Genomic DNA, 22,926 nt, shown 5'->3' with positions numbered 1-22,926 from the left:
CGAGAAACAGAATGCGTTTTCCTTCTATACACCCAATTTCCTATCTCTGCATATCTTTTCTCTCTTTTTTTCAATGTGGAGTGAACACAGACACGCCCGTGGCACCCTTTGTGTTTTTGGTTCCACCGGGAGTCCCACAGATCCTCTCGGTTGTGGCAGTGAATAGCAATATCACAAATGACTTCCAAACGGATGTCTTTAATTATAATGCTGACCCAAGACCTGAATTCATCCTCAAGTACTATGTGACCAACAGGGAACCACAGTTTGTCGGATATAATTTATATGTGACAACCGCCTTCCCTGGCATCATCCAAACCATCCAAGGGGAATGGTTAGAAGACGGTGTCCAACCGAGTTTTCCCCATTTGCCTTATGAAGCATCCACTTCATCGGCCCGAGTCATCACCAAACGGATTCGTTTTGCGGTCCCACCACCAGGGACAGAATTTTTCCAAAAATGCCAAATTTATAATTTTACGATCCGTTCCATGCTCACAGGAGGCCTCATCTCGAACCCATCGACTGCCGTGAGTACCTGTGCCATTCCAAACCGAGTGAACGACATCCAAACATTTTGTGCTGTGGGAGTTGGGTGTAATACATCCACCTGCTCCAATCCTTCATGTGGCACGCCCACTGCCTGTGCCTTAGGGACGGCCTGTAACCCTTGTACAAAGGGAAATAATGAATTAGGTTGCACCTGTCCTGCGGGACAAACCCCACCTGGGTGCCAATCCGTTGGCTTATAAACGAGAAAAAGGACTACTGTATGTCGTGGCCACTCCCATTGGCAATATGGGAGACATCACTCTGCGCGCCATTGACGTTTTAAAAGAAGTGGATCTCGTACTCTGTGAATCTGCAAAAGAAACCAAATCCCTCTTTCACAAACTGGGAATCAGTACACCTGTGCTTGCCCTTTACAAAGACCACTCCGAAACTCCCTTTGCCAATGTCCTCGAACAATTGAAACAAGGGAAGTCGATGGCCCTTGTCTCCGATGCGGGAACACCGGGTGTGTCGGACCCGGGAAGCCAAATGGTTCGCACCGCAAGAGAGAATGGCATCTCCATTGTCCCAGTGCCCGGAGCTTCCGCTCTCACCGCTCTCCTTTCTGTTTCTGGATTCCAAGTGAACCCCACGTATTTTTTAGGATTTCTCTCTGAAAAACCGAGTAAAAAACGCCGAGAATTAGAGAGAGCAAGGGAAATCGAAGGACTCATCGTGTTTTATGAATCCGTCCACAAACTCCCCAGGTTGTATCCAATCTTAGAGGAATTGTTTCCGGAAACAGAAGTGTTAATGGGAAGGGAGTTGACAAAGGCCTTCGAAGAGGTAGTTTATTACGCAAATCCTAGGGAATTGGCGAATAATCCTCCCAATGCCAAGGGTGAATTTGTATTTCTCTTGAATCATCGAAAAAAATCACTTAAGGGAAATTCAGATTCCACCGATATGTGATGTAGGAAGAGGACTAGAATATGAATATCGATAAAGTAGGTCGTGTTGGTGGATACGGTTATGAACCAAAAAAACCACAAGGACCAAAAGAATCAGAATCACAAGCGCCGGTGGATACAATTTCCATCTCTGATGCAGCCAAAAAAATTGCATCTGAAGCAAAATTACAGGCAGAAGTAAAACAAATTGCAAAACAAATCGTTCAAGCTCCTCCAGAAGAGGATCGCACGGAAAAACTCAAAGCGATCAAAGAACGATTGAAAAACGGAGACTATGACACTCTTTCACCAGAGATGTTAGATAAAATTTCCGACCAAATTGCAACGTCTTTCCTCGGACAACAGTAATAAGGACAGGTGGTGAGGGATCCTTTGTTATTGTCCTCTCCGAGGATTTCTCACGCTTCGTACATTCATAGTTAGGGGATCGTATGCCAGTTCTCCCCGAATGGATTAATTTTCAATTTCCTCCCAAGATACATTTCGAAATCGATTGTGGATATAAACTTGGATCCTTTGTCAAAAACATTGGATCTCGAGTTGTACTCATCACAACCCAAAAAGAATTAGAAAATTCAGAAGAACTCTCCATCATCAAAACGAGTTTAGAAAAACACGCGGAAGGTGTCATCATTTACGATGACATTGTAGACCGTGTGCATTTCAAAGATTTGGATACTTGTGCTCATTTTTTACGAATTTCGAATGCTGACTGTGTTGTGGCATATGGTTCTTTTGAATCAATGAACGCAGGTAAGGCGGCTTCCCTTCTCGCCACCAATGATATGTTTGCGGAAGAACTCCTCGTTGGAAGGAAACAACCGAAAAAAAAGGGATTACCGCTTGTGGTTGTTCCGACAAAACCTCTACTCGGCAATGAATGTTCTCCATTTTTTTCCATCGTCGATGACAAAGACAAAAATAGAAAGTATTTCGCTCATGAATGGGCATTTCCGGAACTCATCGTATCCGATCCAAAAATTGGAGCTGGTATGTCGAGCTCTGAAACAGCAAAAACAGGTATTTCTATATTATCAGCAGCAGTGGATAGTATTCTTTCCAAATATGCCAACGAGATCACTTCTTCTACTGCATTACGTTCCATTGAACTTATTTCTAAAAACATTGTTCCTGCCATCCGAGAACCACGTAACTTAGGACCAAAAAACTCCATTTATGCGGCAAGTTTACTGGCAGGCATTGCCCAATCCACAAGTAGCCTAGGGCTTTGTTATGCATTGTCCCTTGCTGTAACAACGGTTACCAACTTAGATATTTTCCAAAGTATGTCGATCCTTCTCCCTCACGTGATGGAATACAATCTCACTTCCTCTGCCGGTAAGTATGTAATGATAGCAAGAGCCCTTGATGAGGACGTAACCAATATCTCCGTCATTGAAGCGGCGATCAAAGCCGTGGAAGGGATTCGTAAAATTTACTTAGAACTACGTATCCCACAACGCCTCTCCGAGTATGAAGTGAAAAAAATCGACCTACCTGGAATTGCAACTCTTGCAGCTACGTATTCATTTCTTGATTGTCTTCCAAGAGAACTACCGAAAAATGAAATCGAAACCATCTTAGTGGCTGCGTTTTAGGATAAACTTGATCCAACTCACCGAATTTGAACAAAAACTCTTAGAAACATTTTCCTTAAGTGACAGGGATGCCAGACGATTGCAACGAGTGATCCAAGATTTATCCATCATTGTGGGTATGGATCACGAAGAGATCTTCGACTTTATGAGGTTTGGTGTGGACCATGAATTGGAGATTTTGAAACAAGATTATAACTGGGAACACTTTCGTATCCGCATCCAAAAGAAATTAAAAAAATCCCCACCCGTTTGATTTACAGACAAGGATACAATTACCATTTTTTTTTGGCCGATATGGATTCGGTCGCCCGTTTTGTCTCGGCTCCCGATCCCTTTTACCCGATTCCAATCAAAAAGATTCCCGATTTGCCTTCCGTTTCTACAGATCCCATTTTATTCCCACAGTTTTTATATTCACTCCAGTACAACCGCCAAAGTTTTCAACCAAAACCGATTACCAATCCTCCTTACTACCGTAGTCCCGACCAAAAAACAGATTGGTTCCAAAATCCAAAACCAGGTTTTTCAAACACCAAACGAACGATTGGTGGACTCAAACAATCACCATCTGAATTATACCGAAGCAAACGGGACAAGTTCAAACAAACTAGGTATCTATCTCTAAGAGACATCGTGAATCCTGAGTTCAATGAAAGGATGGTGTTAGAGAAAATAGACTCGTTGTATGTGGATACCAAAAGTAAACTTTATCTCAATCGTTTGGTGGCAATTTTATACTCTGGGACAAAGGAAGAAGAAATTAAAATCATAACCAATCTCTTTCGATTTGAAACAGAGTTTGCACAATTCTTAAGCCAACAAATGTTCACGGTGGAACTCATCCCCCTCATCCATGGAATCTTTTTACAAGAGATCTTACGTAGCCATGATGAAAGGTATTTTCATTATATTTTGCCAAAACTTTCCCCTCCCGTTTTACAAGTGATTCGTAAATCCATCTCGAAAAACAAAATGAAACAAATTGAATTGGCCCCTGCCCTAAAACCACCCGCTGGAGAAGATTTAGTATCACTCATTGAAGCCGAGCTCTACAGACGGTTTGCACGGAATCTCTATTATGAAGAAGGTAGTATTTTTTCTTACCGTGATGAGGGTGACGAGAGCCAAATAGAAACCATACCGTTTGAAAATTCAGAAAAATTTGATTTTTGTGTGAGTGGTGAGTCCTTAAGCTTTTACGGGAAAACCAAAACGAAACTTTTTTTTAAGACCAATGAATGGATGGATACAGTTCGTTTTGATTTGTTTCTCACTCGGAAAGAACTGGAAACCAGTGAATTCCATCGGCTTCCCAAAGATCTGATTTTGGAAATTCCCTTTTATGAAACTGGTTTGTTTCTTGTTGGTGGAGGGATTACCAAACAAAAACAAACCTTTGAATCGTCTCTCCTATGGTTCGACTATTGAAGGGAATGGATTAGGTTTCCGTTTTCACACGAGAAATGGCTAAATTCCACTTATCAATTTCTTCTTTCCGTTCGGATTCTTTCATCTTCGGTGTGAATTGTGTGGTTTTGGTTTCTTCTTTTCGAAGGTGAGCCACTGATTTAAAAAATCCACGTTCGAGTCCTGCCAAGTATGCCGCACCCAGCACCGTCGTATCCACGTTTTGTGGTCGGATCACTTTTGTTCCTAAGATGTCAGCTTGGAATTGCATGAGCCATGCGTTGGAAGTGGCACCACCATCCACTCGTAAAAATTTCAATGGTTTTCCCGTTTCCTTTTCCATTGCATTGGCAAGTTCATAGGATTGTAAGGCAATGGCTTTGAGAGCGGCTCTTGTGATTTGGGCAGGCGTTGTGTCACGAGAGAGTCCAAAGATGGCACCACGTGCTTCTTGGTCCCAATGCGGGGCACCAAGACCTGCAAAGGCAGGAACAAACACAATATCATCTTTTGTTTTGATCGACTTCACGAGTTTTTCCGAGTCTTTTGAGTATTTAAAAAATTCCAAATTGTCTCGGAGGAATTGGACCACAGCACCCCCGATAAAAACAGATCCTTCCAAACAGTACACAGTTTTCCCTTCTGGACCGAGGGCCAATGTGGTGATGAGACCTTGGTTCGAAATCCGGAATTCATCCCCCACATTGAATAGTAAAAAACAACCCGTTCCATAGGTATTTTTGGCTTCCCCTGGTTCTGTACAAAGTTGTCCAAAGAGTGCCCCTTGTTGGTCACCAACTAACGAAGAAATTGGGATTCCATCTGGGATGGATTTGACATTAGAAGTAAACCCAAAGAGATTTTTGGAGTTAAATGCCTTCGGTAACATGGACATGGGAACTCTTAAAATCTTACATAGTTCTTCATCCCATTCTTTGGTTTGGATATTAAAAAGTAAGGTTCGAGATGCATTGGTATGATCGGTTTTATGTTCTTTATGGCCTGTGAGTTTGTACAATAACCAGGTATCAATGGTTCCAAAAAGAAGGTCACCACGTTCTGCCCGATCCCTTGCCCCTTTCACATTGTCTAAGATCCATTGGATTTTGGTACCTGAAAAATAAGCATCTAGGACTAGCCCTGTTTTATTTCGAAAATTGGAATCTAGGCTTTGTTTTTTTAAGTCCTTACAAATATCAGAAGTACGTCGGCATTGCCAAACGATGGCATTATAAACAGGTTTTCCTGTTTTTTTATCCCAAACAACCGAAGTTTCCCTTTGGTTTGTGATCCCAATGGCCACGGCATCTTTGGGATTTAACTTTCCATTTTTAATGGCAAGTGTGATGAGCTTTTGTGTTTTTACCCAAATCTCTTCTGGGTCATGTTCCACCCAACCTGGTTTTGGATAGTATTGTTTGAACTCTTGGTAAGCCGAGGAGATCACTTTCCCTTTGTCATTAAAACAAAATGTACGAATCCCAGTTGTACCTGCATCAATTCCAATGATGTAATTTTTTTTTGCCATATTATACCTCTATTTCCAAACCTTCATACGCCATAATGATTTCTAATTTTCCATGAGGATCAAACATCTCTTTGTACTTTAACGCTCGTAAGTATACCAAATCTAATTTTTCGTCATCGTAAGATGGGTCATGGTGGAACATGACAAGTTTTTTGACCTTTGCCCGAAGTGCAATGTCTGTGGCAATAGAAGCAGAACTATGGCCCCAATCAATTTTTTGCAAAGATTCTTCAAATGTATATTGAGTATCAAAGACCAGAACATCTGCATCTCGAAAGTAATCAATATAGGTATCAATATTTTCCATCTCTTCTAAATTGAATTCCGCATCGGAGGCAAAGATAATGGATTTCCCTTCTTCTGTGAATCGATACGAAAAACTTCCACCTGGGTGGCGCACTGCTTTGCTGAATGCTTGGATATGAGGACCGAGGGATACCACTTCCCCTTCTTCTATGAATTGGAAGGTTTTTTTGGCCGCATAATGGTCAAAGGAAACAGGGAAATGAGTAAACACAAATTGGTGCTCGAGTCTTTTTTCTGCGTCACTCATGGACGAGATGAACTCAAAATGATTGCCAGGTAAAAACAATGGAATGAAAAAAGGAATCCCTTGGATATGGTCCCAATGCGTGTGAGTGAGGATCCAATACGCGTGTCCCGCCCCTTTTCCAAAATCAGTTGCCATGATTTGGTTCCCTAACTCCCGAAGTCCCGTCCCACCATCGATGATGATCAAATTTCCTTCTTTATCACGAATCTCAACACAGGTCGTATTACCTCCGTAAGTTGAGGAAGATGAGAAACTTAAGGAATTTAAAAAACTGATAATACTTTGTTCGTTTTGGATGTCTGTAGGACTTGCCAAAGTGAGGATTTTTTCGATTTTATGTTTTACATTTTCTGGCCGAATGGGTGAACCAATGGATCCTCGTACACCCCAAAACTTAATTTTCATTGCTCTTTTTCTAGAGTCATTTTCAGAAAAATCAAACGTTTTTTGATTGTATTTACCTCTTTCAGATGTTGTCATAACTAAAGTTATGTTTCAGTACGAAGTCAAACGAGAGAATGAAAAGGTTATCATCATTTTGAATGGTTCCCTGTCACTTCGGGACACTCCCAAATTAAAAACCGAAATCAAGGAACTCATCGATTCTGATTCGATCAAGGAATTGGTTTTAGACTTCAAATACTTATCATATTTGGATTCCTCGGGGATTGGAATCCTTCTGCATACATATAGTTGGACAAAAGAGAAAAACAAAAAAGTAAAAATGGTTCATGTCTCAAATGAGATCAAAACCATTTTTAGTGTCGCAAACCTTTTAGAAATGTTTGAAATAGAGTGAACTAAACTCGGTAGTCCTGGATGGTTTGGATGAGAAAAGAAACGATCCCGGAAAACACATAAAATCCAACTGCTCCATACATCACATACGGCCATCGATAGAATCCGATCGCAAATAAAATCAGTCCCAAACCAAGAAGGCTGAATCCCAATTTTTTCCAAGAAAAAAGTCCACGCATTGCCACTTGCGGTTTGCTATACCGAAGGGTGGAAACCATCAGTAATGCCGTGATCACAAAAAATGTAACCGCAGTCCATAAGGGAACTTGGGATACAGAAAAAACCAAAGGGAAAATTCCAATCACCACACCCGCAACCGGAGATGGAAGGCCATTGAAGGATTTGGGATCATGTGCCACATTAAATCGAGCCAATCGGTAAGCGGCACAAATTGGATACAAGGCTGCAATGAACATACCTAAAGGGAAATAATCTGGTTTGTCTAATAGATCCAATTTGATATCAAAAAAGAACATTTTGTATGATAAAAAACCAGGTGCGATCCCGAAAGTAGTTAGGTCGGCTAAACTGTCCAAATCGGCTCCCAATTCACTTGTACAATTGAGAGCACGCGCGGCCATTCCATCAAAACCATCGAATAACGCAGCCAAGATGATAAACACTCCTGCAAGCGAATACAACTCGTGCGAATTGGGTTGGGAAGGATTTGTTTCTGCAACAAGGAGCATGGAAACAAACCCTAAAGTGAGGTTTCCAAGTGTTAATGTGTTCGGGATCCAAGTTAATTTTAGTTTCATATTATTTGTTCAAAGTTTCGTTTCGGACTCACTTTAAAATCGAGTCCTACAAATTTTTTTTCTTTCCAAAGATGGTATCCAAGACATGCCACCATCGCTCCGTTATCTGTGCAGTAAATTTTTTTTTGCGGGTAATACAGTTGGAAAGGAGCAGTTTTCGATTCAGCCAAAAGTACAGATCGAAGTGTTTCGTTGGCAAGCACTCCCCCAGCGGCCACGACTGTTTTGATATTGGTTTTTTGAATCGCCTTTTTGATATTTCGGACAACGAGCTCAAAGGCAGTTTGTTGAAAGTAAAAGGAGATTTTCTGAATGGGAGGTGGTTCTGTTAGGGATTTTAAGTAATAAAGAACGGCAGTTTTTAAACCACTATACGAAAATCGGATTTTTTCTGGCCCATCCTCTTTGAGTAATTTGGGAAATGGGTTTTTCTCTCCCTTTGGTCGTTTGTACTCCAAAGCTTCTTTTTCAATGTAGGGACCTCCCGGATACGGTAAACCTAGGACAGCGCTGACTTTATCAAATGCTTCCCCTAAAGAATCATCATTTGTGTCTGCAAGTAACTGCAAATCTCCAAATCCTTTGTAAATATAAATCGAAGAGTTTCCCCCAGACAAAAGAACGCCTAACCAAGGAAATGCGGGCAATTCATTTTCGAGTCCTATCACAGTTAGGTGCGCTTCCAAGTGGTTCACGAGAACAATGGGAATGGAGTGTACAAGTGAGATACATCTAGCCAATTGTGCACCAATCATCAGTGAACCTACAAGCCCTGGGTATCCCGTAACTGCAATGTATTTGAGTTCCAAAAATTGGATCTTTGCTTCTTCCATACAAACAGCAAGAAGAGAATTGATTTTTTCCAAATGGGCACGTGAGGCAATTTCTGGAACCACCCCCCTGTAAGGGGAATGGGTTTCAATTTGGCTATACACTTTTAATGATACAACTTCATTGCCATCTCTAACAATGGCAATGGATGTTTCATCGCAACTGGATTCAATGCCTAATCCGTAGACCATTTATTTTAAGAGGTTGATAGCCTCGGATAACTGGATGTCCAAATCTAGTCTAGGTTTGGTTTGGGAAGTACCCATTCTCATTTCATTGAATAAAAAAATCTTCACGACAGAATCGGATATCTTTAAGTTTTCTTTTTTGAGTAAAGTTTTAAAATCAGAAATCGAATCTTCATCAAATTCCGAGTGTGATTCTAAAAACGGACGAATCAAATTTTTCTTAAATAGTTTTTCCAATGCATATTTCTCATCTTCATTTGCAGATACGGGATTAATCACATGATCCGGAGTGATTCCTTTCCCATGAATAGAAATTCCTGAAGGAGTGTAATACTTTTGAATTGTGATGGCAACACCTGCTCCAAACGAAAGTGGAATGATCGATTGTACACTACCTTTTCCAAAACTTTGTGTACCGACGATTATCGCTCGTTTGTGATCTTTTAGGGCACCAGCTAAAATTTCAGAAGCACTTGCAGAACCTCCATTGACTAAAATCGCCACAGGTAAATCCAAATACTTAAGCTCTTTTGATTCTGATTTAAAACTTTTGATGAGAACTCCCCCTCTCCCCTTAACAGACACAATGTCTGAGTTAGGTGGGAGAAATAAATCAGCAAGTTCAATGGCTAAATCAAGTAAACCACCTGGATTCATTCTTAAATCGATAATGAGCTTTTTTGCTCCAGAGTCTTTTAGGTTTTTGACCGCAGTGGCAAATTCTTTGCCCGTATCCTTTCCCATAAACTGAACCAGTTTGATATATCCGGTTTCTTTTTCAGAAAGGTAAAACGATCGGAGGAACCGAATTTGAATGAGTTCTCTGACTAAGTTGACAATAAAAGGTTCTTTTGTGCCCTTTCGTTCGATTTTCATCGAAATGGATGTTCCCACATCACCGCGCATCATCGCAAACGATTCTGCTTGCGATAGTGATTTGACTGGTTTTCCATTGATTTCAATGATTTTGTCCTGAGGCAAAAGGCCTGCTTTCCAGGCGGGAGTCCCTTCAATGGGAGCAACGATGACAAATGCATTTTCTTGGTAATTGAGTTCTACTCCAATGCCACCAAAACTACCTTTCGTTTCATTTTGTAGTTCTTTGTATTCATCAACATCAATGAAACGAGTATGCGGATCACCTAAACTTTGTAAGGCACCTTGGATCGCTCCGATATAAATCTTTTTTTCTTCTTGTGGTTCGACAAAGTCGTTTTCAATATAAGCGACCACTTCATGTAAAATTTGAAGGTATTTTTCTCCATCGGAAGAGATTGCTTTTACTTTTTCAATGCTTAGAACAAAAACCAAACCAAGCAAAGATAAGGTGACGCTGATCCAAAGGAAGCGTTCGGAGAATTTGACTTTATTCATTTCCATATATTGACTCAAACAATGCTTTGTTGTCTTTTTTTAACATTTCTTTTGCTTCAGGGATCGACAGACGGTAAACGTCACAAGCCTCTTCGAAGAGTTGGATATCGGAAGGTGTGGGCCTTTTTGTGTCAGCCATAAGACCTGTTTGGATTCGGTTTTGTGCAAACCGTTCCAGGACGCGCTTCAAATCATAGGCATTGATTTCTTGTTTTTTGGGAGCACAACTAACGAGGAAAATAGTGAATCCGAGACAGACTGAAAGGAAGAGATGTTTCGACATCCCTTCTAAGATCGAAGGAAACCTACTCTTGGTCAATCAGTAAATGCGATAGAGACCGATCAGTTTTCCGATAATCGTCGCTTTCTTTGTGCGAATGGGTTTGAGTTTTGCATTTCTTGGTTCCAAACGGATCATGTCTGGTTCCTTAAAAAAAACCTTGAGGGTGGCTTCATTTTCAATCAGCGCCACTACAATTTCACCATTACGAGCAGTATCTTTCTTTTGGATGATGGCAATGTCTCCATCACTGATCCCGGCTTCCACCATGGAATCCCCTTTGACGCGGAGGGCAAAGGTTCCCGGTTTTGTTGCCAGATCATCAGGAACGGCGATGTATTCTTCAATATTTTCTTCTGCCAAGATGGGAGCTCCCGCTGCCACCTGTCCGAGGAGAGGAATCCCGGAAGCACGAACCAGGAGTGCCTCATCGGCATTCCCTTTCAGGAGTTCGATGGCACGGCTCTGGTTTTTAGAGGTGCGGATGTATCCTTTTTTTTCGATGGCCTTGAGGTGGTCATAGGCCCCTTTGGCAGTGATCCCAAATTGGTCTCCAATCTCACGGATCGTGGGTGGAAATCCCTTTTCTCGTACTGTGTCCGAGATGTATTGTAAAACAAATTCTTGTTTTTCCGTGAGGTCTTTCATACTAAACAGATAAATAGGAAATGGGCGTTATGTCAACAAAAAACTAGTTGTTATAGTTTTAAATATTCACTTTTTAAGACAAAACTTCCTTCTTCCACAATGGCTTCTCCCGAAGCCACACCTTCTGTGACTTCCACCCAATTATCGTAGAGTTTTCCCAAACCAATTTTTTTGGCTGAGAATGAACCGTCGCCGTTACGAACAAAGATATAGTTTTCACCTTCAATTTTATGAATACATCCTGCAGGGATCACCTTTGCTTTGTTTACCGATGATGCGACCATCGCACCGACTACTGTTGCTGTTACACTTTGACCAGGGCGAAGCCTTCCTTTGGAATTACGAACTTCCAAACGGATTTCAGCTGTTTTTTTCACAGGATCAATGATATCACCAACATGGGAAACAACTGCTTTTAGAGATTCATCCTTGGAACCAATGGGAATTACTTTTGCTTCATTTCCCATACGGATCGATGCCAAATCTTTTTCATACACTTCTAAATTGATCCACAAAACAGACAAATCGGCGACAGTGAATAAATTATCACGAGCATTCACCGCTTGTCCAATGATCGCTTCCCTTTCTGTTACGGTGCCTGAAATGGGAGTTCTGATGAATAGGTTTTTAGAATTGTATTTTCCAGCTTCTAGGTTTGCAATTTCAGCTTCATTGAGGCCTAAGTTTTCCAAGGCATTTCGTGATGTTTCCATCTCTGCTTTGACAGACTTATAATCCATTAATGACATTTCGTAATCTTTTGCAGATGTCACTTTCCTCTCGTATAAGTCTTTTGCACGATCTGCTTGTACTTTGAGTGCCTCCAACCTAGCTCTGGCTTTTAAGTAGTTGGCTTCTGTCGTTCCTAAATCCACGGATTGGATGGAAGCTATGGCAGTTCCTTTTTTTACATATTGCCCTTCTTTTACAAATACTTGTAAAATTCGGCCATTCACACGAGATCCAACTTTTGCCACATTATTCATGTCATACGAGACAGTGCCAGGTAGTTGTAATTCCTCTTCCAATGCCTTTTCTTGCAGATAAACGACTGAGAAAGGATGGTTTTTTTGGATTTCATTCGAGATGATAAATTTTGATTTATCTTCGGTAAGAGCTTCTGTTTTTTTTCCAGCTCCAAAAAACTTGGTATATCCGAAATACAACAAACTTCCAAGTAATACAAGGATACTTATATTTCTAATTTTTTTTAAATTCAATTCATTTTGCATATTGGCCTATAACTCCGAGTTGTCCATTTTCCCAATGGATGCCTTATAACTTTCCAAAGCGTTGTAATAGAGGTATATGATTTCATAATAACTCCTTAATACACTAAGATAGTTTTTTTCTGCTTCCAAAAACGTAACCAAATTGGAAGCACCGCGAATGTAAGCAAGTCTAGACTTCTCTTGGACTTCTTTGTTTTTATCTAAGAGCCCCATTTTTTGGTAATCCAAGAGTTGTGACTCCCTGGCTTGTAATTCTTTAATTGCCGCAGAAATTTCTGACAAAATTTCGTTCCGTTTCGCATCTACATCAAATCCTAATTTTTTATAAGATTCTTCTGATTTTAATATCTCCCCTTGTTTACGATCAAAAATTGGAAGAGGAGTTGCCGCATAGATCCCTGTTACATTTTCATTCCCTTTGTTTAGGAATTCTACCCCAAGGGTGAGCGGAGGAATGACTTCTCGTTTTTTTAGTTCGATATTCATTCTTTCTCTTTGTTGTCTGATTTTAAGAGCCACAAGGTCAGGTCTTTCTTCGATATCAAAATCATTCAGATCAATTCCAAAGTCTTTCGTGGAAATAAATTCCAATCTTCCTTTGATACTTAGAGGTGAATTGATATCAGAGATTCCAATCAATACTCTTAGGTTTTTTACTACCTGCGCCCTCAGGATCCGTGCATTCCTGTATTCTCTTTCGATCTGCACTCGTTCCAAGGCAAGTCGATCGTATTCCAAAAAAGAAATGTCCCCTTTTTCAGCACGTAATTTGGTTAAATCCAGTAAGTCCTGGTAATTTTCCAAAAACTCTTGTTGGTAGTTAATTTGTTCGGTTACATACAAATAAGTCCAAAAATTTTGTCTCAGACGTAATCGGAATAGTCGATCAAAATCTCGAAAACTTGCAATGGTTGCCAAAAACTCTTGTTTGGCGACTTTTTCCCTTTGAGGGATCACACCACTCATATCAAATGGTTGGTTGTAAATAAAAGAGGTTTCCGGTAAACCAGTGGCCGCTTTTGAAGAGGCACCCATAAACTGCTGTTGCATATTCACAATTGGATTGTAATACAAACTCGCTGTGATCACATCCCCGCGTGCCATTCCAATATTTTGTTTTTCACGCAAATACAGAGGATTACTTGTGACGGCAAACTCTTCTAATTCATCCAAATTCCACTTTTCTTTTGCATCCTGCGCCCGGGAATCTTCACCTAAAAACAGTAACTCATCTTTAGAATGGAGTTCATACACTGCTTTTTCTTTTGAAGAAATGTTCGTTGTGATGAAACCCAAACTAAGGATGAATAGATATCTTAATATATACTTCATACAGTTACAAACTTTTTGATATAATCCTCAATTCCAAATTGAATGACCTTAATTGCTTCCACTCTGTCATACACTTCTGTAATTTCGACTGTTCCAGTGGATGGAGAGTTTGGATCTAATTTATAAGTGAGAAAATAATGATGGAGTTTGTTGATAAGAGCCTTTGGAACTTCAGAAATATCTTTCATTTGCCCAAACACTTCATCCCCTTTGAGCACTGCGACAATTTTGTCATCGGCCTCACCCTTATCGATCATCCGAAGTCCACCAATGGGTATCACAGTGAGGATCATATTGCCATGTGTGATCGGATTGACACTCAATACACAAATATCAATTGGGTCTCCATCACCAAGGATATCTGGCCTTCCCACTACTTCCGAACAATGTTTCCCAGAAGCTTCTCCAGAAAATGTCCTAGGAATGAATCCATATAAAGTCGGAGAACGATTGCTATATTTCTGTGGTCTATCCACTCGGATGAAACCAGATGCTTTATCAATCTCATACTTCACAGTATCTTGTGGTGTGAGCTCAATGAATACATCTAGTTCATCTGGTGCCTTTGGTCCTAGTTCTAATCCATGCCAAGGGTGTGCTACATAATAATTCGGTTTCATCTAAGTCCTCTTACGTTTTGATTTTTGTTTTGTTTGTTTTCTATCTTCTTCATGAAAACTTGTTTCTTCGTCATGCGTATGTCCATGACCATGGGAAGATGTATGAACCAAATCGGAAGTTTTGTATTGTTTCATTTCTTCCACAAAGTATTCATTCATCTTTCGTTCTCTTTCCATTTGGCGGATTTCTTGTTTTTGTGCAAGTGTCACAAGAAATTCAAAAGCAATCGGTAATAAGAATCGTGACAATATGGTAGCCACCAAAACACCACCCATCACCACAGTGGCAAGTGGCCTTTGCACTTCAGCTCCAGCACTCGATGCAATCGCCATCGGCAAAAATCCAATGATGGCCACAAGTTCAGTCGTGGCCACAGCACGAAGTGTATAAACGGCCGCATCCACAACAGCAATCGATGGATCCCTTGTGATTTTTAATTGGTCTTTTAAGGCAGAAGCATACACCACTCCGTTTAAGACAGAAATACCAGCAGCCGCAATGAATCCTACACCAGCAGGAATCGAAAAAGGAAGTCCCCGCAACACAAGTGATAAAATTCCACCCGAAAGGGATAATGGAACTAGAATAAATACACCTAATGCATAGTAGGCGCTACCAAAAGCAATGAATAACATTCCAAAGATAATGGCTCCAGCAATTGGGATCACAATCGCCAATCGGTTTTTTGCTCGTGTAAAGTTCTCAAACTGTCCACCCCAATCCACATAATAACCTTGTGGTAATCCAGCTTCAATGGATTCAGTGGCCGCTTGTACATCATCCACAAATCCAATCATGTCCCGCCCGCGGACGTTTACTTCCACAAGGATCCTACGTTTGAGTCCTTCATGGTAAAGGGCGGCAGGACCTTCTGTCATCACGATGTCTGTGACCTGGCCGAGGGGAACCGTTCCACCTAACTCAGTCATTACGGGAACATTGGAAATGACTCCCAAATCAGTAACATCAGCATCCAAACGCACAATGAGATCAAATCGTTTGTAACCTTCATACACCTTACCTGCATTGAATCCGACACGTAAGGTTTCGATCGTTGTGAGTACTTCTTCTGCTCTCACACCATACCGAGCCATATTTCCACGGTTCATTTTGATTTCCAAAAGAGGAAGGCCTAGGAGTTTTTGGACTCGTAAGTCAGCTGCCCCTTGGATCTTTTTGATTTTGGATGCATAATTGTCAGCAATTGCTTTTAACGATTTTAAATCATCACCATAGATTTTGATGACGATATCGGCTTTCGAACCAGATAACAAGGCATTGACGCGGTTTTCGATTGGCTGAGACAAACTAATATAAGACGAAGGCACATTTTGGTTGATTGAGTTTTTCATCTTTTCCATGAGCTCTTCACGGTCTTTGGCGGTGACCCATTCTTTTTTGGGTTTCAACTTCACCATCATCTCCCCTTCTTCCGAACCAATGGGTTCTGCCGCAGACTCACCACGTCCTTGTCTGGAAACAACACTCATGGCTTCCGGAAATTTTAAGATGACCTTTTCCATTTCCAAATTGAGATCTCGAGAATGGTTGATGGCCGTGGAAGGAAGGCGTTTGATATCAATGGCAATCTCCCCTTCATCAATCCTTGGTAAAAATTCAGATCCGAGAGTGGAGGCCAACATAAAAGACAAAACCACAACACCAATCCCAGCATATGTAAACTGGCGTTTGAATTTCATTCCATAGGTTAAAATTTCAGCATATTTGTTTTGGAATTTTTCCCAAAATGCAGACTCATGTAAAATTGGTTTTTTGTAAATATATGACATGAGAGCAGGGAAAGTTGTGATGGAATACAATAATGCAGCACCTAATGCAAATGCGACGGTAATTGCCATCGGACGAAACATACGCCCTTCCACACCTTCCAAAGTCATCAGAGGGAGATACACGAGTAATATGATCCCCACACTAAAAGCAGAAGCCCGCACTACTTTGATACAGGATTCCATGATCACTTCTTCCATTCCATCTTCCATGTCTTGGGCGGACGTTTTAGAAAGTAGGAAACTTTTTCGGATCAAAAATCCATGAAGTGTTGACTCTAACATCACAATGGAACCGTCAACAAGGAGACCAAAGTCGAGAGCTCCTAATGACATGAGGTTACCAACAATTCCAAAGGCATTCATTAGGATTGTGGCGATCATCATGGAAACAGGGATGGCAAGAGCCACAGCAAACGCCCCTTTGACGGTGCCAAGTGTTAGGATCAAACACACAAGAACGATGATGGCAGCTTCCACTAAGTTGGTAAATACGGTGGAAAGTGTGCGACCAATGAATTCAGACCGGTCGTAATAGACTTGAATCTTCATCCCTTGCGGGAGTCTTGATTCAATCTCTTTCATCTTTTCTTTCACTCGGCCGACTACCTGCAGTGAGTTACTTCCGAGTAACATCATGGCAGTTCCACCCACCACTTCACGTTTACCATTCATTGTACTCAAACCAAACCGAAGGGCAGGTCCTGTTTCTACCCGAGCAATTTGGCCAAGCGTGAGAGGGATTCCATCTTTTGAGGTTCGAACTGAAAGGCGTGCAATGTCATCAATGGATTTGAATTGGCTTTCCCCTCTGATGACAAATTGTTCCTCTCCTTTTTGAATATAACCACCACCCAAGTTTACATTGGCACCTTGTAATGCTTCCGTGATATGTGAAAGTGTTAAATTATGAGATAACAGCCGTTTGGGGTCTATTTTGATTTGGAATTGTTTGGCATCTCCTCCCACAACGTTTACATCTATGATCCCTTTGACAGAACGAAGTTGCCTTGCCACTTCCCATTCCATAACCGTTCGTAACTCTTCTGGGGTATGGCTTTCGGAAACCAATGCAAATTCATAAATGTCACCAAGACCTGTAGCAATCGGTGAAAGTTCTGGTTTTCCATATGACTTGGGAATGAAGTTTTCGGCTTGTTTTAACCTTTCATTCACAAGTTGCCTTGCGAAATAAATGTCTGTTCCATCTTCAAAAATGACAGTGACTGAACTCACGCCAGTTCTTGATATGGAACGAATTTCAGTCACTTTGGGCATCCCGTTGAACTCAAGTTCGATGGGATAAGTGATAAACTGTTCTACTTCTAAAGGGGATAATCCAGGAACGGATGTGACAGCAGATACTTGGACATTTGTCACATCCGGGATCGCATCAATTGATAAATTGAGTGCATTATAAAAACCCACAATGGTAAGGGCTGCGGTGATCACAAGAACTGTGGCCCTTTTGTGAATGGAAAATTGAATGATTTTTTCTAACATAATACCTATTTCAAATTAAATTTCACCCTACAGTTTGGTTTGGTAGGGAATAAACGTAAACTATATGCAACGATTACGCCAAAATAGGCGGAGGGAGGTAGAGAAAGAAAAATAAAATCGAGATTTCAGTAAAAAATTCAGTTTCCGTTGTCAGAATCGAAAATCGATTCACGGAAATTTTGACAAGGGAGTGCTCTCGTTTGGTGGGAACGAGTTTTAGAACCTGATTGGATTCCTTAGTCGAAGAGAGAGCACGAGTCGTTTCTTCCAACTCGTAGGATTGGTATTGGAAGTCCAAATCTTCGAGAGGAGATACAAATCGGTCGTCGACCAGATTTAGATTGATGAAAACCGCTAGAAGGAGGATAAACCCTGACTTCCAGAAGCGCCTAATTTTCACGACTATTTCCTATTCTTGAGACCCAGTTTCAGAGATGGAAGGGATGCGACAAGAGAATTCCCTACAAAATATGAACTTTTTTTCTTTTATTCCAAATTACAGAAAACGATAGAGTTGCCAAAACACGATAAGGGGACAACACTATCCCTACTGATGAAAGACGAATCGATTGACACAATTATTAGCGATGACATCACGTTTCGCGGAACACTTTCTTTTAACCAAACATTAAAAATCAAAGGCCAATTCAAAGGAACCATTACCTCTCATGGCAAACTCATCATCGATGAAACAGGTGATGTGGAAGCAGATGTGGAAGTGGGGAGTTTGGTTGTGCTTGGTAATCTGAAAGGAAATGTAGATGCCAAAGAAAAAGTGGAATTAAAAAAGAATGGAAAAGTTGTAGGAGATATCAAAACTCCTGGACTCGAAGTGGAATTTGGTTCCAAAATTATTGGCAATTGCATCATGTAACAAAGGTTCACTTCGGACCTTTGTTGTCTGAAGTTCGAACCAAAGTTGAATCCAAAAGGCCTTTACTTCGATACTTAGTGGATCGAAGAGAAGGTCTAAAAAACACTTCCCCGAAAGAACTCCTATTCTCTGATTTTTCTTGTCTTCATTCCCCCTTCTCCCTTCCGGACATCGAAGACGCGGTATCTCTCCTCCTTTCCTTTGCCAAATCTAATAAAAAAATCTTATTATATGGAGACCGCGACTCCGATGGAGTGAGTTCTACCTGTTTACTTGCTTTCTTTTTGAAATCTCATCCTGAATTTTTGACAGCCAACTTGGAAGTAATGGTCTCTTCAGAAAGTGATCCGTATGGTCTTTGTAAAGAAGCTGTGAGTAAAATCCAAAAAGCCAAACCAGACTTACTTGTCACTTTAGACTTTGGTTCAAGCCAAGCGGATGAAATCGATTCCTTAACTGCATTGGGAATCCAAGTGATTGTCCTTGACCATCATGAAGTTCCCGTTCGTATCCCTAAAAACTGCGCCTTAGTGAACCCAAGACGAACGGATTCCGAATACCCAGAAAAAAAAATCTGCACTGCTGCCTTATCCTTCAAACTTGTCTCTGCCATTTTATTTCGGACTAGTAAAGAATGGAACCAGTTGTATACAAAAACAGTAACAAATGAAGATGGGACGAAAGAAGTTTTGTATTTCCGAAATGGAATCAAACTTTCCAAAGACCAGTTAGATTTGATTCAAAATCCAAGGGAAAACCCATCCAAAATGGAGAATCAAATTCCCATCGGAGACAAAAATTCAGAATCGGCCCCCATCGATCTATCGAGTGCACTTCCCTTCCCAGAAGAGTTTTCCACCAATATCCCGTTAGATGATGAACGAAAACTGTTTTTTTACCAATGCCAAAAAATCCCGGAATTTTTTGAACAATTGGAAGAAGAAACGGATCTTGCTGGGATCGGTACCATCACTGATATGATGCCTCTTGTCGGAGAAAACCGCCATTTTGTCAAACTGGCACTCACTTCTCTCACCAAACTTTATGTAGGTGACAAAAAAAGGAAAGGTCTCAAAGAACTATTAAAAGAACTGAAACTCAATCCCCTTGGGATCACCACAAAAGACTTGGGTTGGTCCATTGGACCTGTGATCAATGCTGCAGGTCGAATGGGAAAAACAGAAGAAGCAGTAAACCTACTTCTCTCCGAAAATGAATTGGAAGCGAAAACAAGGGCAAAACTCCTTCTTTCCATCAATGAAGAACGAAAAGAAAGAACAAAACGAAACATGGACCGTGTAGAACGATACTTTGCACGGAAACCGGAACGAACCACGCATGATGCGATTTATTGTTACGAACCTGATATGGAACCTGGAGTGAGTGGGATCGTTGCCACAAGGATGGTAGATACCTACAAAAAACCTGCCATCTTTATTGCACCTGACAACGGTGATGCGAGAGGAAGTGTCCGTTCGTATGGACAAGAAAATGTCCTCACCTTACTCGAATCCTTATCTGAACATTTTTTACATTTTGGTGGCCATCCCGAAGCAGGTGGTTTTTCTATTTCCATCGATCAAATTCCGAAATTGGAAGCCGCCCTCTACGAAAAAGCAAAACTTTGGTTAGCGGAAGATGAAGAAAGACCGAAAGAACATTTGATCAATACCGATTTTACCGTTTTACCTGAAGAAATGGGTGAAAAACTCTTAAAGGAATGGAAAGACTTAGAACCCTTTGGCCAAGGAAATCCTGATATCAAACTTGGGATCAGGAATGCCAAAGCTATCCACCTAACGCCTCTCAGCGGTGGAAAACATGTTCGTTTCCATATCATTGGGAGTGGTTCTTTAAAATATATGATTTGGAACAAAGGGGAAGAATTCCAAAGCTTTATGTCCAATCATGGTAGCTTTGATTTGGTAGGGAGTTTAGAAGAAAACTTTTACCAAGGAAGGAGCACACTACAATTCATTGTGGAATGGTTTGGAAAAGCAGAATCCTAAAATCCATCACCCGCCTAACAGGCGAATGAAGGATTTGGTTCTTATACAAGAAAAGAAGTGTTCAAATACAATTATGCATTGATGAGGACTTTCGATTCATCCACATAAACGGGTGTCCAACCTGAGTTGTCCTTAAAGTATCGAACGGCTTTGATCCGCATTGTTTGGTCCAATGTGAACCAGTGGTTTGTATTGGCAGGGATGGAGATAAAATCACCTTTCCCAACATGGACTTCAAATCGTTCTCCGTCAATGATGAAGCCAAAAATCCCACTCCCATCAATGATGTAACGAACTTCTTCATCTGTATGGATGTGAAGTTTGTCAAATTTAGCTAACATGTCACTGATCCCTGGCACTTCGTCATGAAGGACCACAAGGTCGTTTGCTTTGTAGCCATGTTGTTTTTTCAATTGGTCAAATCGGTATTCCAGACCAGAAAGGACTTCTTCTTTTTCCGCATCGGATAAACCTTTTTGGCCGAGGATCAAATCCAAAGATTCAGGAGTTTTGTAAGATTCATACACAAGCCCTTTTTGGGTCAGGTATGCTTTCACTTGGTCTTTGTCCTGGATCGTTTCTTGTTTTTTGACTATCGTTGCCATTTCCATTTACCTACTTAGGCAAGCCTTTTCCCCTGGGATTGGGAAGCAACTTGTTTTTCGCTATCCTGGATGTAATTCTGCTATAACAGAATTACAAAAGGGATCCTGGCTGGAAAAAAATCCAACCTGCCGTAAAGAAAACACAGAGCAAAAAGATTAAAAATCCGAGTGTTGGCAAACTCGGCAGATCCCGTGCCCCGGCCACAACCCCAGTCTCTTGTTTCATATAGGACTGGATGGTGATCTTCATATAATAATAAAATGCGATACAAGAATTGGCAACAGCTCCAAATAACAAAACCCGGTGGAAGAATAAATCCGATTCCGCCATTTTTTGCAAAAGGAAAAGTTTGGTCCAAAAACCGATGAGGGGTGGAAACCCAGCAAAGGACAAAAACACGAGACTCAAAGCAAGAGCTGTGAATGGATGTTCACCACTTAAGTGAGAGATTCCATTCACAGTCACCTCATGTTTTCCTTGTTCCAAATAGGAAATGATGGCAAAGGCAGCAAGGTTCAGTAAGGAATAAGAAAAAAGATAATACAGTGCTTCAAGACCTGCCCCACAAGCAATCCCTGCTACAATATAACCGGCATGGGAAATCGAAGAATAGGCTAACATCCGTTTTAGGTTATCTTGTTTTAAAGCAACGATATTCCCCCAAGTCATAGAAATCAGGGCAATGGTTCCCATAAGATACTTCCAAACATTTCCCATCTCACCCATTGGGATATGGTTGAACAAAATGATAACAAGTCCAAGGGCGGATGCCTTTCCCGCACTCGCCATAAAACCAGTGATAGGAGTTTGTGCTCCTTCATACACATCGGGTGTCCAGGAGTGGAATGGAACAAGGGCAGCTTTAAAGGACACACCCACAAAAAACAATCCAAGACCTAGTTTCGAAAAATTCGCCTCATATCCTTTTAAGGATAATCCTCGAAGGGCTCCGTCCAAGTTCGTTGTCCCCGATCCGCCGTATAAAAATGCAATCCCTAGTAACATAAAACCAGAACTAAATGTTCCGAGTAAAAAATACTTCATCGCACTTTCCAATGCGGAAACAGATGTCCGAGCCATACCTATCATCACATAAAGTGATAAGGAAAGGATTTCCAATCCTACAAAGATGACAATGAGGTCATACCCAGATGTCAAAAACATCATACCAGACAAACAAAAGAGCATTAAGGGGAAAAACTCAGGGAATAATGTTTTGTGTTGTGATAAAAAGGGAGGTGCAACGAGTAAGGTGATGAGACCTGCTATTAAATAGATAGCACTTAACCAAACCGTCAGTGGGCTAATCGAAATTTGAGAACCAAAAAACTTTCCATATCCTGGTGAATTGGTTGTATGATACAAAGCATACATAGCCACAAGGATTCCTAAAATAGAAAGAACCCAAAGTGGTTTCCCTTCATCTTCTTCTGGGATTAAAAATTGGACAACTAGGGAAAGTAAAGCTACCCCACACAATATGAGCATGGGTGAAATCGCTATTAAGTCATTCGAGGAAGGAGTATATGACATTTG

23 protein-coding genes are annotated in these 22,926 nt (G+C 41.0%); 9 read left to right on the top strand and 14 right to left on the bottom strand.

The genetic code is table 11. The annotated features are described in order from the left end of the window. Positions 1-11: 11 nt before the first annotated feature. The 6 genes from LEPBI_RS06510 to LEPBI_RS06485 all read left to right on the top strand — a co-directional run bounded on the left by LEPBI_RS06510 (position 12) and on the right by LEPBI_RS06485 (position 4,489). Positions 12-752 carry an LIC11073 family putative lipoprotein gene (locus LEPBI_RS06510; protein ID WP_012388320.1) on the top strand — a complete coding sequence of 247 codons (741 nt, stop codon included), beginning with the start codon at positions 12-14 and terminating at the stop codon, positions 750-752. Continuing rightward, positions 742-1,464: a 16S rRNA (cytidine(1402)-2'-O)-methyltransferase gene (gene rsmI, locus LEPBI_RS06505; RefSeq protein ID WP_012388319.1), complete on the top strand. Its 723-nt coding sequence runs from the start codon at positions 742-744 to the stop codon at positions 1,462-1,464. The genes LEPBI_RS06510 and rsmI overlap by 11 nt, the downstream gene beginning before the upstream one ends. A gap of 20 nt (positions 1,465-1,484) precedes the next feature. Next, positions 1,485-1,811: a flagellar biosynthesis anti-sigma factor FlgM gene (locus LEPBI_RS06500; RefSeq protein WP_012388318.1), complete on the top strand. Its 327-nt coding sequence runs from the start codon at positions 1,485-1,487 to the stop codon at positions 1,809-1,811. A gap of 83 nt (positions 1,812-1,894) precedes the next feature. Beyond that, positions 1,895-3,061 carry an iron-containing alcohol dehydrogenase gene (locus LEPBI_RS06495; protein WP_012388317.1) on the top strand — a complete coding sequence of 389 codons (1,167 nt, stop codon included), beginning with the start codon at positions 1,895-1,897 and terminating at the stop codon, positions 3,059-3,061. Positions 3,062-3,068: 7 nt separating this feature from the next. After that, positions 3,069-3,314, top strand: coding sequence for a hypothetical protein (locus tag LEPBI_RS06490; protein ID WP_012388316.1), 246 nt, complete (start codon positions 3,069-3,071; stop codon positions 3,312-3,314). Then, on the top strand, positions 3,311-4,489 hold the full coding sequence (locus LEPBI_RS06485; RefSeq protein ID WP_012388315.1) for a hypothetical protein: 1,179 nt from the start codon (positions 3,311-3,313) through the stop codon (positions 4,487-4,489). The genes LEPBI_RS06490 and LEPBI_RS06485 overlap by 4 nt, the downstream gene beginning before the upstream one ends. Before the next feature lie 10 nt (positions 4,490-4,499). Here the strand turns inward: LEPBI_RS06485 and glpK are convergent, their stop codons facing one another. Further along, positions 4,500-5,996 (bottom strand): glycerol kinase GlpK, encoded by a 1,497-nt coding sequence (gene glpK / locus LEPBI_RS06480; RefSeq protein WP_012388314.1) that lies wholly within the window; start codon positions 5,994-5,996, stop codon positions 4,500-4,502. 1 nt (position 5,997) lies between these two features. Next, on the bottom strand, positions 5,998-6,954 hold the full coding sequence (locus LEPBI_RS06475; RefSeq protein ID WP_012388313.1) for an MBL fold metallo-hydrolase: 957 nt from the start codon (positions 6,952-6,954) through the stop codon (positions 5,998-6,000). An 85-nt stretch (positions 6,955-7,039) separates the two neighbouring features. On the opposite strand from LEPBI_RS06475, the gene LEPBI_RS06470 reads away from it, so the two are divergent. Next, the gene (locus tag LEPBI_RS06470; RefSeq protein WP_012388312.1) at positions 7,040-7,348 is read left to right on the top strand and encodes an STAS domain-containing protein; all 309 of its coding nucleotides are present in this window, start codon (positions 7,040-7,042) and stop codon (positions 7,346-7,348) included. 1 nt (position 7,349) lies between these two features. On the opposite strand, the gene LEPBI_RS06465 is transcribed toward LEPBI_RS06470, so the two are convergent. The 10 genes from LEPBI_RS06465 to LEPBI_RS06420 all read right to left on the bottom strand — a co-directional run bounded on the left by LEPBI_RS06465 (position 7,350) and on the right by LEPBI_RS06420 (position 18,301). After that, entirely contained in the window at positions 7,350-8,105 is a 756-nt protein-coding gene (locus LEPBI_RS06465) for a CDP-alcohol phosphatidyltransferase family protein (protein WP_012388311.1), read from the bottom strand. Further along, positions 8,102-9,127 carry a tRNA (adenosine(37)-N6)-threonylcarbamoyltransferase complex transferase subunit TsaD gene (gene tsaD / locus LEPBI_RS06460; protein WP_012388310.1) on the bottom strand — a complete coding sequence of 342 codons (1,026 nt, stop codon included), beginning with the start codon at positions 9,125-9,127 and terminating at the stop codon, positions 8,102-8,104. The genes LEPBI_RS06465 and tsaD overlap by 4 nt, the downstream gene beginning before the upstream one ends. Further along, on the bottom strand, positions 9,128-10,498 hold the full coding sequence (locus tag LEPBI_RS06455; RefSeq protein ID WP_012388309.1) for a S41 family peptidase: 1,371 nt from the start codon (positions 10,496-10,498) through the stop codon (positions 9,128-9,130). Further along, a complete protein-coding gene (locus tag LEPBI_RS06450) occupies positions 10,491-10,781 on the bottom strand; it encodes an LA_1448 family UV-C exposure upregulated protein (protein ID WP_012388308.1) in 291 nt (96 codons plus the stop codon). The genes LEPBI_RS06455 and LEPBI_RS06450 overlap by 8 nt, the downstream gene beginning before the upstream one ends. Positions 10,782-10,817: 36 nt before the next feature. Continuing rightward, positions 10,818-11,426, bottom strand: coding sequence for a transcriptional repressor LexA (gene lexA, locus LEPBI_RS06445; protein ID WP_012388307.1), 609 nt, complete (start codon positions 11,424-11,426; stop codon positions 10,818-10,820). A 50-nt stretch (positions 11,427-11,476) separates the two neighbouring features. Then, complete coding sequence (locus tag LEPBI_RS06440; protein ID WP_012388306.1) at positions 11,477-12,658, bottom strand: efflux RND transporter periplasmic adaptor subunit; 1,182 nt, start codon at positions 12,656-12,658, stop codon at positions 11,477-11,479. Between the two features lie 6 nt (positions 12,659-12,664). Continuing rightward, positions 12,665-13,990 (bottom strand): TolC family protein, encoded by a 1,326-nt coding sequence (locus LEPBI_RS06435; RefSeq protein WP_012388305.1) that lies wholly within the window; start codon positions 13,988-13,990, stop codon positions 12,665-12,667. Next, positions 13,987-14,610 (bottom strand): inorganic pyrophosphatase, encoded by a 624-nt coding sequence (locus LEPBI_RS06430; protein WP_012388304.1) that lies wholly within the window; start codon positions 14,608-14,610, stop codon positions 13,987-13,989. The genes LEPBI_RS06435 and LEPBI_RS06430 overlap by 4 nt, the downstream gene beginning before the upstream one ends. Next, positions 14,611-17,901, bottom strand: coding sequence for an efflux RND transporter permease subunit (locus LEPBI_RS06425; RefSeq protein ID WP_012388303.1), 3,291 nt, complete (start codon positions 17,899-17,901; stop codon positions 14,611-14,613). Positions 17,902-17,974: 73 nt separating this feature from the next. Continuing rightward, on the bottom strand, positions 17,975-18,301 hold the full coding sequence (locus tag LEPBI_RS06420; protein WP_012388302.1) for a hypothetical protein: 327 nt from the start codon (positions 18,299-18,301) through the stop codon (positions 17,975-17,977). A gap of 153 nt (positions 18,302-18,454) precedes the next feature. Here LEPBI_RS06420 and LEPBI_RS06415 point away from each other — a divergent pair, with 153 nt between their 5' ends. Together LEPBI_RS06415 and recJ are read left to right on the top strand one after the other, a co-directional pair. Beyond that, a complete protein-coding gene (locus tag LEPBI_RS06415; protein WP_012388301.1) occupies positions 18,455-18,775 on the top strand; it encodes a bactofilin family protein in 321 nt (106 codons plus the stop codon). Then, on the top strand, positions 18,763-20,784 hold the full coding sequence (recJ, locus tag LEPBI_RS06410) for a single-stranded-DNA-specific exonuclease RecJ (RefSeq protein WP_049755978.1): 2,022 nt from the start codon (positions 18,763-18,765) through the stop codon (positions 20,782-20,784). Before LEPBI_RS06415 ends, recJ begins: the two co-directional genes overlap by 13 nt. Positions 20,785-20,855: 71 nt before the next feature. On the opposite strand, the gene LEPBI_RS06405 is transcribed toward recJ, so the two are convergent. Continuing rightward, positions 20,856-21,389: a cupin domain-containing protein gene (locus LEPBI_RS06405; protein WP_041769985.1), complete on the bottom strand. Its 534-nt coding sequence runs from the start codon at positions 21,387-21,389 to the stop codon at positions 20,856-20,858. Positions 21,390-21,480: 91 nt separating this feature from the next. Further along, a complete protein-coding gene (locus LEPBI_RS06400; RefSeq protein WP_012388298.1) occupies positions 21,481-22,923 on the bottom strand; it encodes an NADH-quinone oxidoreductase subunit N in 1,443 nt (480 codons plus the stop codon). Positions 22,924-22,926 lie beyond the last annotated feature (3 nt).

It is taken from the genome of Leptospira biflexa serovar Patoc strain 'Patoc 1 (Paris)', assembly GCF_000017685.1.
Taxonomy (GTDB): domain Bacteria; phylum Spirochaetota; class Leptospiria; order Leptospirales; family Leptospiraceae; genus Leptospira_A; species Leptospira_A biflexa.
This window is presented reverse-complemented; position numbering and strand designations above follow the sequence as displayed.

Coding starts and splice junctions, on each gene's coding strand:
- LEPBI_RS06510 (WP_012388320.1), top strand. CDS start 12: ATGCGTTTTCCTTCTATACACCCAATTTCCTATCTCTGCATATCTTTT.
- LEPBI_RS06500 (WP_012388318.1), top strand. CDS start 1,485: ATGAATATCGATAAAGTAGGTCGTGTTGGTGGATACGGTTATGAACCA.
- LEPBI_RS06495 (WP_012388317.1), top strand. CDS start 1,895: ATGCCAGTTCTCCCCGAATGGATTAATTTTCAATTTCCTCCCAAGATA.
- glpK (WP_012388314.1), bottom strand. CDS start 5,996: ATGGCAAAAAAAAATTACATCATTGGAATTGATGCAGGTACAACTGGG.
- LEPBI_RS06475 (WP_012388313.1), bottom strand. CDS start 6,954: ATGAAAATTAAGTTTTGGGGTGTACGAGGATCCATTGGTTCACCCATT.
- LEPBI_RS06470 (WP_012388312.1), top strand. CDS start 7,040: ATGTTTCAGTACGAAGTCAAACGAGAGAATGAAAAGGTTATCATCATT.
- LEPBI_RS06465 (WP_012388311.1), bottom strand. CDS start 8,105: ATGAAACTAAAATTAACTTGGATCCCGAACACATTAACACTTGGAAAC.
- tsaD (WP_012388310.1), bottom strand. CDS start 9,127: ATGGTCTACGGATTAGGCATTGAATCCAGTTGCGATGAAACATCCATT.
- LEPBI_RS06455 (WP_012388309.1), bottom strand. CDS start 10,498: ATGAATAAAGTCAAATTCTCCGAACGCTTCCTTTGGATCAGCGTCACC.
- LEPBI_RS06450 (WP_012388308.1), bottom strand. CDS start 10,781: ATGTCGAAACATCTCTTCCTTTCAGTCTGTCTCGGATTCACTATTTTC.
- lexA (WP_012388307.1), bottom strand. CDS start 11,426: ATGAAAGACCTCACGGAAAAACAAGAATTTGTTTTACAATACATCTCG.
- LEPBI_RS06440 (WP_012388306.1), bottom strand. CDS start 12,658: ATGCAAAATGAATTGAATTTAAAAAAAATTAGAAATATAAGTATCCTT.
- LEPBI_RS06435 (WP_012388305.1), bottom strand. CDS start 13,990: ATGAAGTATATATTAAGATATCTATTCATCCTTAGTTTGGGTTTCATC.
- LEPBI_RS06430 (WP_012388304.1), bottom strand. CDS start 14,610: ATGAAACCGAATTATTATGTAGCACACCCTTGGCATGGATTAGAACTA.
- LEPBI_RS06425 (WP_012388303.1), bottom strand. CDS start 17,901: ATGTTAGAAAAAATCATTCAATTTTCCATTCACAAAAGGGCCACAGTT.
- LEPBI_RS06415 (WP_012388301.1), top strand. CDS start 18,455: ATGAAAGACGAATCGATTGACACAATTATTAGCGATGACATCACGTTT.
- LEPBI_RS06405 (WP_041769985.1), bottom strand. CDS start 21,389: ATGGCAACGATAGTCAAAAAACAAGAAACGATCCAGGACAAAGACCAA.
- LEPBI_RS06400 (WP_012388298.1), bottom strand. CDS start 22,923: ATGTCATATACTCCTTCCTCGAATGACTTAATAGCGATTTCACCCATG.